Source organism: Blautia sp. 1033sp1_1033st1_G9_1033SCRN_220408, from assembly GCF_040929965.1.
GTDB classification, from domain to species: Bacteria; Bacillota; Clostridia; order Lachnospirales; family Lachnospiraceae; genus Blautia_A; species Blautia_A ammoniilytica.
This window is the reverse complement of record NZ_JBFKZO010000018.1, coordinates 65,324-75,802: the sequence shown is the minus strand read 5'-3', so window position 1 is coordinate 75,802 and position 10,479 is coordinate 65,324. Positions and strand designations below refer to the sequence as shown.

The 10,479-nt window shown below is 42.4% G+C and carries 11 protein-coding genes; all 11 read right to left on the bottom strand.

Translation table 11 applies throughout. The annotated features are described in order from the left end of the window. Positions 1-175: 175 nt before the first annotated feature. On the bottom strand, positions 176-1,114 hold the full coding sequence (gene tsf, locus AB5916_RS12860; RefSeq protein ID WP_368191295.1) for a translation elongation factor Ts: 939 nt from the start codon (positions 1,112-1,114) through the stop codon (positions 176-178). A gap of 55 nt (positions 1,115-1,169) precedes the next feature. Next, positions 1,170-1,925 carry a 30S ribosomal protein S2 gene (rpsB, locus tag AB5916_RS12855; protein WP_158422230.1) on the bottom strand — a complete coding sequence of 252 codons (756 nt, stop codon included), beginning with the start codon at positions 1,923-1,925 and terminating at the stop codon, positions 1,170-1,172. 182 nt (positions 1,926-2,107) lie between these two features. Beyond that, the gene (locus AB5916_RS12850) at positions 2,108-2,854 is read right to left on the bottom strand and encodes a pseudouridine synthase (RefSeq protein ID WP_158422231.1); all 747 of its coding nucleotides are present in this window, start codon (positions 2,852-2,854) and stop codon (positions 2,108-2,110) included. Beyond that, positions 2,847-5,045 carry a DUF6449 domain-containing protein gene (locus AB5916_RS12845; protein ID WP_368191294.1) on the bottom strand — a complete coding sequence of 733 codons (2,199 nt, stop codon included), beginning with the start codon at positions 5,043-5,045 and terminating at the stop codon, positions 2,847-2,849. The genes AB5916_RS12850 and AB5916_RS12845 overlap by 8 nt, the downstream gene beginning before the upstream one ends. Then, positions 5,020-5,922, bottom strand: a complete 903-nt coding sequence (locus tag AB5916_RS12840) for an ABC transporter ATP-binding protein (RefSeq protein ID WP_158422234.1) — start codon at positions 5,920-5,922, stop codon at positions 5,020-5,022. The genes AB5916_RS12845 and AB5916_RS12840 overlap by 26 nt, the downstream gene beginning before the upstream one ends. Beyond that, positions 5,919-6,290: a GntR family transcriptional regulator gene (locus tag AB5916_RS12835; RefSeq protein WP_158422235.1), complete on the bottom strand. Its 372-nt coding sequence runs from the start codon at positions 6,288-6,290 to the stop codon at positions 5,919-5,921. The genes AB5916_RS12840 and AB5916_RS12835 overlap by 4 nt, the downstream gene beginning before the upstream one ends. Positions 6,291-6,421: 131 nt before the next feature. After that, the gene (locus AB5916_RS12830) at positions 6,422-6,559 is read right to left on the bottom strand and encodes a hypothetical protein (RefSeq protein WP_368191293.1); all 138 of its coding nucleotides are present in this window, start codon (positions 6,557-6,559) and stop codon (positions 6,422-6,424) included. A 73-nt stretch (positions 6,560-6,632) separates the two neighbouring features. Continuing rightward, complete coding sequence (locus AB5916_RS12825) at positions 6,633-7,454, bottom strand: lysostaphin resistance A-like protein (RefSeq protein WP_368191292.1); 822 nt, start codon at positions 7,452-7,454, stop codon at positions 6,633-6,635. A 20-nt stretch (positions 7,455-7,474) separates the two neighbouring features. After that, a complete protein-coding gene (locus AB5916_RS12820) occupies positions 7,475-8,122 on the bottom strand; it encodes an HAD hydrolase-like protein (RefSeq protein WP_173728459.1) in 648 nt (215 codons plus the stop codon). Positions 8,123-8,415: 293 nt separating this feature from the next. After that, positions 8,416-9,408 (bottom strand): hypothetical protein, encoded by a 993-nt coding sequence (locus AB5916_RS12815; RefSeq protein ID WP_368191291.1) that lies wholly within the window; start codon positions 9,406-9,408, stop codon positions 8,416-8,418. After that, positions 9,405-10,433 carry a serine/threonine protein kinase gene (locus tag AB5916_RS12810; protein ID WP_368191289.1) on the bottom strand — a complete coding sequence of 343 codons (1,029 nt, stop codon included), beginning with the start codon at positions 10,431-10,433 and terminating at the stop codon, positions 9,405-9,407. Before AB5916_RS12810 ends, AB5916_RS12815 begins: the two co-directional genes overlap by 4 nt. Positions 10,434-10,479 lie beyond the last annotated feature (46 nt).

Below are 10,479 nucleotides of genomic sequence, written 5' to 3'. Positions count from 1 at the left end.
AACAGGTTCTGTCCTCGATAACTAATGACATATCTTATATCAGTTTTTTCTGTTTACACAAAACTTGAAACGCTCTCGCGAGCTTATTTAGAATGCTTGTTTATAGGTTATCGCTGAACTACGTTTTCAGGACAGCCCCCTTTATGGGTCTTATTAAAAATCTGCAAATATCAGATTATTTTCCCATCTGTTTTGCAACTTCCTCTGCAAAGTTCTCTTCTTTCTTCTCAATACCTTCACCGGTCTCGTAACGAACAAAGCTCTTGATTGTGATCTTAGCGCCGTTCTCTTTAGCAACCTGTGCTACATAATTGCCAACAGTCTGCTTTCCATCCTCTGCTTTTACGTATACCTGGTCAAGAAGGCAGATTTCTTTCAACTCTTTTTTGATACGTCCCTGGATCATACCCTGGATAACCTTCTCAGGCTTCTGGGATTCCTTCGGGTCGTTCTGGATCTGAGCCAGAAGAATCTCTTTCTCATGCTCGATATAGTCAGCGCTTACTTCGCTGTCGCTTGTGTAAAGCGGCTTAAGAGCTGCAACCTGCATTGCAACATTTTTAGCCATTTCTTTGATGGCATCGTTAACAACATCTGTCTCAACATCAACAAGAACTCCGATCTTACCACCCATGTGAATGTAGGAAGCAACGAAACCATTGTCCTCTTTTACCTGAGCGAATCTACGGATGTTCATGTTCTCACCGATAACAGCGATCTGAGCTGCAAGAGCTTCTTTTACAGATTTTGTGGTATCAAGTGTCCATGGCTCTGCCAGGAAAGCATCAATATCAGCAGCTTCTGTATTCAGTGCCTGTGCTGCAACATCAGCAACGTAGCCCTGGAATTTCTCATTCTTTGCAACAAAGTCTGTCTCAGCATTAACCTCAACAACAACTGCTTTCTTACCATTCTCTGCAACAAGAGCCTTGCAAAGACCCTCTGCTGCAACACGGCTTGCCTTTTTCTGAGCGGTAGCAAGACCTTTCTCGCGAAGGAACTCTACTGCTTTATCCATATCGCCTTCTGTAGCTGTAAGTGCCTTCTTACAATCCATCATGCCGGCGCCGGTCATTTCTCTTAACTCTTTTACCTGTGCTGCTGTAATAGCCATTGTATTTTCCTCCTGTTATTCGATCATCTGTCTCTGCCGTTCCCCGGCCTGACAATTATTCCTCTGTTGCTGCTTCCTCAGCTGCAAACTCCTCAGACTCTGCCTGGATCTCTCCGTCAACATCTGCCTGTCCCTGATTAGCCTCGATAACAGCGTCTGCCATCTTGGAAACGATTAATTTGACAGCACGGATAGCATCATCATTACCTGGAATTACATAGTCAAGTTCTTCCGGATCACAGTTTGTATCGCAGATACCGATCAGCGGGATTCCTAATGTATGTGCTTCCTGAATGCAGATTCTTTCTTTCTTCGGGTCAACTACGAAGATTGCATCCGGGATTCTCTTCATCTCTTTGATACCGCCAAGGTTCTTCTGTAATTTATCAAGTTCTTTTCTTAAAGCGATAACTTCTTTCTTTGGAAGAACATCAAATGTTCCATCAGACTCCATTGTCTCGATCTCTTTCAGTCTTGCAATACGGCTCTGGATAGTCTTGAAGTTGGTAAGCATACCACCTAACCATCTCTCGTTTACATAGAACTGTCCGCAACGCTCAGCCTCAGTCTTGATCGCATCCTGAGCCTGTTTCTTTGTACCAACGAACAGAATGTTTCCGCCATTAGCTACGATATCAGCAACTGCATTGTATGCATCATCAACCATACCTACAGACTGCTGTAAGTCAATGATATAGATACCGTTTCTCTCTGTGTAGATATACGGAGCCATTTTAGGGTTCCATCTTCTTGTCTGATGTCCGAAATGAACACCTGCTTCCAAAAGCTGTTTCATTGAAATAACGCTCATTGTTGTAATCTCCTTTTTTTGGTTTTTTCTTCCGCACAGGTCGCCTTCCGTCCGGACCCAACCACACACCGTAGGGCACCATCCATGAGAATCACCGTGCGTGTTTAATTTTAACAACCGTTGTATTATAGCATAAGAAAAACGCTGGTGTAAAGAGGATTTTTCAAAATTTTATGCTGTTTTTACAGTCTTTTGATGATTTTGCGTTCTTCTGTAGTAAGCATACGCCACTGGCCGATGGGAAGATCTTCTGGAAGAACCAGCCCACCCATGGAAAGACGTTTCAGGTATACCACTGTTTTGCCTACTGCTTCCATCATCCGCTTTACCTGATGAAACTTCCCTTCACGGATAGTCAGAAGAATCTCTGAGTATTCCCCGTCTGTATTCAGGATTTCCAGTTTTGCCGGCATGGTAAGCTTTGCTTCCCCAATGTCCACACCATTTTTTACAGCCTCCTGATCCTCTTTTGTGACCACTCCTTTCACTTTTGCATAATAGGTTTTATCCACGTGTTTTGCCGGAGAAAGCAACTCATGTGCCAGCGCTCCGTCATCTGTGATCAGAAGCAGGCCTTCTGTATCCTTGTCCAGTCGTCCTACTGGAAAAAGATTTCTCCTTGCGATCTTCGGAAGCAGATCCATAACGGTTTTATCTTTTGAATCTTCTGTTGCGCTGATATAACCAGCCGGTTTATTCAGAATGTAATATAAGAAATCCGGTGCTTCCGTCTGCTCCTTTCCATCCAGCAAAACTCTGTCCAGATCCGGGCTGATCTTCTGTTCCGGACCGGATGCTGGCTGATCATTCACCAGCACCCTGCCTTTTTGTATCATTTTTTTGACTTCACTGCGGGTTCCTGCCCCTGCATCTGCAAGGAAACGATCCAAACGTACTTGTGTTTTTTCAGACTTTTTACTTTTACTCATAAATATCCATTACCTCAGTATCTGTTGTATCTTCCAGATTCGTTGTCAGATCAGTACTGTCCTCGCTTTCATTCTCCCCCAGGATACCCTCCTGGGCACGCTCCTGATCTAATAAGATAAATTCCGGAGTCTTCTCTCCTGGACGGATAGCCCATCCCTCTACAGCCTCTTTACCGCGAATGTTTAGTGTAAGGTCTGTCCATGGAGAATTAAAGGTTTCCCATTCCGGAACCAGTTCCGGTGGAATCAGTATATTCTTTAATTCTGTCAATTCTTCTTTTCCTGTATACTGTACCGGATCAGATAAAACGGTGGCATCTTCTGAAAGGTCAAATACCACATCGGCACTTTCAACATCAACATCCTGAAGAGATATGGAAAGATCCTCCTCTTCTTCAAGAAGCGCCAGACTACGGCTGAACTGGGGGAACATATAGACCATGCCTCCTGCACCGCTTAAAAATTCTCTTCCATCCGGCACCATATTATCAGGGGTTCTCTCCTGGGGAATCTGTCCAAAGCTCAAATAAAGTTTTCCGCAAGGCTGTCCTGTCAGAATTTCTGCATCTGCCTCCAGGATGTCCTGGCGCAATGCCTCCAGAAACTCTGTTCTTTTTTCTTTATCCCTTTCCCAAAGGGTAGTATAAACACCATCTCCGAATATACCGGTAATACTGAACAGATACTTAGAATCAATGTTCAAAATGGAATACCTGTCCTTTTTATAGTCGCCTTCCCGGTATGCCGCCTGTAAAATATCCTTAAGGATCTGACTGTCTACAATATAATTCCGGTAAATGGTTGTACCGGACTTCATGGTAAACCCGAAAGTTACCATTCTTCCTGACTCTTCCAGGTCTTCTTTACCAACATTATTCTTTATATTTTTATAAGTACGATCTGCTGCTTTTTTCACTGCCTGCAGCAGATCCTCAGAATTCCCCAGATTGATCATGGCCTCCACGCTATTAGTACCAATCACATAACGACCATCTGCTTTTTCTTCCGCATAATCGCTGGACTCCATATTAACACCATTCCAGCTGATCATTTCTACCTGTCCGCTTTTCGGAAAATACCTGTCATACCTGATTACATCTGTTTTAAATCCTGCTGCCATCAGAATCGCCAAAACCCCACACAGGATCAATTGTATCCAATGGGTATATATTTTCCGAAAATCCATCTGATAAACGATTTCAAGAAGACTGTAGGACAATATGACTCCTACCAGCAATCCAAAAATCTCCCAGGCATCCCTGGATGAAGTGTTTTCCGGAAACAGGGAAAAGAACAGCCCGGTGCCAAGACCAGTGGGGATCACCACCAGAATACGGATCACCACCTGTGTAAAAGGATAGATCAAAGCTTCACCAGTACGTTCAGACGGTCTTTTTATGTAAGCAAAAAAGGACGCAGCTGTCAAAACCAGTACCACGCACAAAACAGGAAACAGAAATCCTTTCAGTTCACCCTGGCTGTATTTATCTACCAGTTCATTTCCCAGAAAAAGTGGCGATACATCTCTTTTTAAAACCTTGCACACTCCGTATAACATTCGGGCATAGGTTCTGAAATAGGTTTCTTCATATCCCGTGATCAGACTTGAAAGCACAGTTCCATACAGAAAAACTCCAACAAAGCAAAGCCCGCCCATAAGAAAATTACCAGTAATACAGATCACCAGTACAATAGCAAAATATATCAGCAGATAACAGATCAAATGTATCAGGAACATATAAAATGCCAGTTTCATTAAATGTAAGCTGAAACACCCTCGCATTGCGCCAATACATACTGTAAGAAATTCCATCAGCAAATATGGTCCTGCAAAGAATATGATCCCTGTAAACATTCTAGAAAAGAACATCCTGGATCTTTTCACAGGAATGGAATGGTAAAAATCCACTTTCTTTGATGAATAAAGATACCAAAATTCACTGACGCTGTTCAGCAATGCAGCAATCACCGTAATTGCAGAGCCTGTCCTGAGGAACCCGTCTTTCCACAGGTTTTCATAAAGGATCTGGATCTGATCGTAGGTGTAATTCATGCCAAACCAATTGCCCATCATCAGCAGTTCGGCTACAGGAAAAGCCAGAAAAAAACCGATCAGCAGGATCACAGGGATCCATACTTGCTCTTTTATATTCATTTTAATCTGTTTACCAGAATATATTTTTAATTTCATAGCCTGCAACCTCCGTTTCACTGATAAAAATCTCTTCCAGGGTTAAAGGCAAAATCTCACAGAAAAGCGGTTTTTTTGCCTGGATCCTTTCCATAATTTCTGTGCGTGTTCCCCTTGCTGTGATCAGAAGAAGCGATCCCTGATGCTGGATACTCAATACATCCAGTTCTTTCGCCAGTTCTTTTTCTTTCTGCGAATCGGAAAGGACACATTGAACTTTATGTATATGGAATTTCAGTTCTTCAAGATCCTGTGACAAAAGAATCCCTCCCTGGTGCAGAAGTCCTACATGATCACAGATATCTTCTAATTCCCGTAAATTATGGGAAGCGATCACCGGTGAAAAATCCCGGTTCATGATCTCTGCTGCAAATAGGCTTTTGACAGCCTGCCGCATCACCGGATCCAGTCCATCGAAGGTCTCATCACACAACATGTACTTAGTGCCTGCAGCAATCCCCAGGATCACAAGCAATTGTTTCTTCATTCCTTTTGAAAACCTGTTGATCTTTCCTCTTTCATCCAGATGAAACTGCTTCATCAGCTTCTCATACTTCTGCATCCGGAATGAAGGATAGACATTTTTGTAATAAACAGCCATCTCCCTTGGTGTAAAATTAGCCGGAAAATAACTGTCATCTGCAATATAAAAAATGCTGCTTTTGGCTTTCTCATTTTCGTAAACATCTGTACCATCTACCAGAATATTCCCTTCATCCCCACGTATGATCCCTGCCATCATACGCAGCAAGGTACTTTTCCCGGCTCCATTGCTTCCCACCAGACCAAAGACCTCTCTGTTTCCGATCTGAAGGGATACCTTATTGACAGCCTGAAGCATGCCAAATTTCTTGCTGCATTGATTCACTTCTATCATTTTATTCCCTCCTTGTAACAGACCCGAACTAATTCTGTCAATTCTTCTTCGTCATAGCCCAGCGTCTGTCCTTTATAGATCAGTTCACGCATCTCCTGGGTGTAAGCCTTCTTGCTGATCCGCTTGATACTGGTACTGTCTGCAATAAAGTTCCCCTTTCCTTTTACTGGATAGACCAGCCCTTCCTGCTCCAGCTGCATGTAAGCCCTCTGGATCGTATTAGGATTAATGGACAATTCCATAGCAAGCTGCCGCACGGATGGAAGACGGCTTCCTGCTGTCAGCGCCCCACTTAAAATGAGCTGTCTGAATCTTTCTGTGACCTGTTCATAGATTGGCCGCCGGTCATGATAATCAAGTACGATCATAGGCAACTCCTTTCTACTACAAATTAACTCCCATCACTGATATTGATTCTATTGCTAGTGTGTTAATCGTCTTAATACACTTATGATACCATTCTATCATTCCTAACACAAGGCTTCGCCTTATTAAAATTTTATAAAAAATCTAAAAAAACGTTTCCAGAAGGAACACCTCTATCATCAGGTTCTTTCTGCAAAAAGATCTCCAGAGAAAAACTGCTGCCAGATATGTACTCTAAAACATACCTGACAGCAGTTCTATTACCTGTCAATCTGGAAATCTCCTTCTCTTTTGCAAGTCAATTTCGCTTTCCTTTTCACATTCCTTCAGCTTTCGGATATTCCCTATATCTCTCTTATCCTATTTCGTCCTGTATACTTCTTATAAAAATATCGCATTCCAAAAACAGTCAGAATCAACAATCCTAAAGCCAGCATGCCCCATACCATGATTCTTTCCTCATTTTCCATAATATAGGCTGCTGCAATTCCACTTATAAGACTCCAGATATTGGCTCCCATATGAAGGAGTACACTTCCCCATAAGCTGCCGCTCCACTCCAGGAGAAGTGCAAACACAGTACCAAGAATGCTGGCATAAATCCCCTGTACCAGATTGCCATGATAAATCCCAAACATAACACCTGATAATATAGCAGCTGTGATCAACCGTAGATTATCACGAAATCTTAAGAATACCAGCCATCGGAAAATAGCCTCCTCTGCCAAAGGAGCCACAATACCAATCCACAGGATCATTGAAAGTAAAGTCTTTCCACCTGTCATCCTTTCCACTGTATTCTGATATTTCATACTGGCATCAGACCCCATAAGGAGAATATTTACAATCATGTTAATGTATTGAGCAAGGGCACCTCCCATGAAGAACAATAAAATGCCTTCCCAAAATCCAAGCTTTCTTGTTCTTTTTTCCTTAAGGATTCCTCCATACTTTCTCGCTGCCAGGTCTTTTTTATAAAAAAACAAAGTAGGAATCAAAGCCAGAAGACCGGTAAGGCCGGTAAGCATCATTACCTGTCCATAATAAGCATCTTTATTTCCCCCGTTTCGTAATACAAGGAAATACAAGCCTGCATAAGCCACGATCTGTGATATTCCAAAATGAATCCCCATGGGATAAATTGCTCTCCAGATCTGCATCGGCATTTTTAGTTTCCTGCGGGGGCTTATTCGAAAAAATCCAGCACCTCTTCTGCAGAGCCTGCAATTTTCAAAGGTCCTGCTTTTGTCAGTTCTTCCACGGAACCATAGCCATAAGATACTGCAAGGCAGTCAAGCCCTGCCTCTCTTGCTCCTAATACATCGTATTCCCTGTCTCCAACAAGGATCACCTGATCTCTGTGATTCTCCAGATGAAAGCGCCGCAACACTTCTTCCACAACCTGCGATTTTTTGGATCTTCCGCCATTCAGTTCACTGCCCACCATCTGATCAAAATATACATCCAGTTCAAAATGCTCCAGTACCTGCTTCACGAAATATTCAGGCTTAGAAGAGGCAACTCCCAGAAGATATCCTTTCTTTTTCAGCTGCACCAGCATATCCTTGATCCCCGGATATACTTTATTCTCAAAAACACCTATTGGTGCATATCTTTCTCTGTAATAGGTCACTCCCTGCCGTGCAGCTTCTTCATCAACGCCTGCATATTCCATAAATTCTTCCATCAGTGGAGGGCCTACAAACACCCGTAATTTTTCCAGATCATCTTCCGGCTTTCCCAGCTTTTCCAGTGCATACTGCACACTTTTCATGATCCCTTCCCCAGAATCTGTTAATGTTCCATCCAGATCAAATAAAATGGCTTTGTACATATGTTCCTCCGTTAGTATTTCATACATTTATTAACAGACATGATTATACCATTCTTTCTCTACATTTCCAACAGATAAGTTAATGCAGCTGATACAGATAAGCTGCTTAAACATATTCTCCGGATATTTAACCGAATCAAGTAAGTCCCCTGCTTCAATTGCGAAAAGCAATAAGCAGTGGGTGGGGACTTGCTTGTATCAGGAGGAGTGCAAGCTCCTTCTGATAAACTGCGGAGCAGTTATTCGGTTATGAGCAAGTAGCGAAGCGGATTGCGAATATCCGCTTGACTTCTCTAGTCACATGTAAAAATCCAGGGCGCCATGCCTCTGACCTGTCCATCTTCCAGAAAGAATCGCACTTCTACTTTGTTTTTCCCCTGTTCCGGTCTGTCTTCCAGCACTATACGGCTCCCTTCCCTGTTCCATCTGCACTCCTTTCCGTTTAGCCGTACAGACAGGATCTGATGGATGTTCAGCCTGGTTACAGTGAGATATAGAATGTCCTTTTTGCCTGCCTGTTTCTTATGAAAAAATGTCATATCTTTTGTTCTTCGGAAATTCACAGCCCGATCCTGCTCTTTTGCTTTTTGTCTTTCTTCTTGACTGACATAAACTTTTGGTTCTAATTCCCCTTCAGCGATTTTTCCAGTTTCTTTTGATTCTGGTATTTTGGGTTCTCCTGATTTTTCTTCTGATAGTCTTTGTATCAGTGATTGCTGCTTGTGAGCTGGCTGCACACTGTCCTGTCCATCATTCTCCTGACGATTGCTTCTCTGCTTAGTACTGTTCTGGTTATTATTCTGATTATTATTATTCATCTTATTATTCTGATTGTTACTGCTTCGATTGTTATTTTCCTGATTGTTACTGTTCTGATAGTTACTTTCCTGATGGTTACTTTCCTGATTATTACTTTCCTGATTGTTATTGCCCTGATCGTTAATGTCCTGATCGTTGCTATTCTGCAGATTGTTTTGCTGCTGATTATTTTGCTGTATACTTTCTGATGTAGATGAAAATATATCCTCACTTTCTCCAACAGAATTTTCTATCTTATTGCCCTGGGCAAATGATTCGTTTTCCGATTCTGCAGTACTTTTGGTATCTGCCTCTTCTTCCCATCCAGAAGTATTTTCCTGCCAATTGTCCGGTAACGACCAGTTTTCCCCTTCTGAAACACTTACATCAAAGCCTCCCAAATCTTCTGCCTGTGTCCAGACTGTACCAAACATTTTTCCTATAAACAATATTGCAGCTATGCTTAACCATATCCTGTAGCTTTTCATTTACCTCCGCCTTCCTGTCCCTTTTCTGATTCCAAAAGTTCCAACAATTCCTCATTTGCCCGGAGCATTTGCAACACATGCTCCTGCTCGTCTTTTTTTGTATATAATGTAAGCATTTCCTGCAGCTGATCTCTGACTTTCTTCACTGCTTCTGTCCTTTTGTTCCTGGTTTCACTTTGAAATTCCATCTGATAATATACATCTGTTACCTGTGTTAATCGCTCCCTGAACTCTGGAATTTTCGATTCCCCAGTCAGCAAAATTCCAAAAGCAACAAGTCCAAGGACTGTAATACCGGCTACTGCCATGGCATATCTGCCTTTTCCTTTTTTCTTTTGGATTCTCTTCAATACTTTTTCCACTTCCTGCATATTTTTATATCTGTAGATTTCTTTTTTTCTGCAACAGCGAAAAAGGAACCATAGAAACAACGGATCATACATGATATATTTCGCCAGATTCGCAGTAAGCAATGCCTGTAATGTTTTCCCCATGGTAAAAATATCGCTTTTTTCACAGATCTGTCCCTTCATCTGCTCTGGCGAAGCATAACCCATGGTTCCCCAGCACTCTTTTTGCTGCCTGCAATAACTCTGGACAGCACTTCCAAAATCCACCAGATACAGCTTCCCGTTCTCTGTCAGCATCAGGTTCCCAGGCTTCAGATCCCCGTAATATACAGGTGGCTTCCGACTATGCAGATATCCCAACACCTGTGCGATCATTATGCCAAAAGACAAAAGCTCTTCCTCTGAAAAACGACGTCCTTCTTTTATCCATTCTTCCAACGATTTTCCCTGTATAAATTCCATCACAAGATAGCAATAGTCTTCTTTTTCAATATAATCGATCATCCTTGGCATATATGGATGCTCCAACAGTCGCAAAAGCTTTGCTTCTTTCTTATGTGAAACAGGTATTTCCTTAACCGCCCACAAGCAGCCAAGTTCCAGATCCCGCGCCAGATAGAGAGTTCCTTCCCCTCCGGCACGTATCTGCTCAAGAATACAATATCTTCCCTTCAAAATAAGTCCTGTAAGTCTTATGTCAGTCACTTCCTTCACAATGATA

Coding starts and splice junctions, on each gene's coding strand:
- tsf (WP_368191295.1), bottom strand. CDS start 1,114: ATGGCTATTACAGCAGCACAGGTAAAAGAGTTAAGAGAAATGACCGGC.
- rpsB (WP_158422230.1), bottom strand. CDS start 1,925: ATGAGCGTTATTTCAATGAAACAGCTTTTGGAAGCAGGTGTTCATTTC.
- AB5916_RS12850 (WP_158422231.1), bottom strand. CDS start 2,854: ATGAGTAAAAGTAAAAAGTCTGAAAAAACACAAGTACGTTTGGATCGT.
- AB5916_RS12845 (WP_368191294.1), bottom strand. CDS start 5,045: ATGAAATTAAAAATATATTCTGGTAAACAGATTAAAATGAATATAAAA.
- AB5916_RS12840 (WP_158422234.1), bottom strand. CDS start 5,922: ATGATAGAAGTGAATCAATGCAGCAAGAAATTTGGCATGCTTCAGGCT.
- AB5916_RS12835 (WP_158422235.1), bottom strand. CDS start 6,290: ATGATCGTACTTGATTATCATGACCGGCGGCCAATCTATGAACAGGTC.
- AB5916_RS12825 (WP_368191292.1), bottom strand. CDS start 7,454: ATGCCGATGCAGATCTGGAGAGCAATTTATCCCATGGGGATTCATTTT.
- AB5916_RS12820 (WP_173728459.1), bottom strand. CDS start 8,122: ATGTACAAAGCCATTTTATTTGATCTGGATGGAACATTAACAGATTCT.
- AB5916_RS12815 (WP_368191291.1), bottom strand. CDS start 9,408: ATGAAAAGCTACAGGATATGGTTAAGCATAGCTGCAATATTGTTTATA.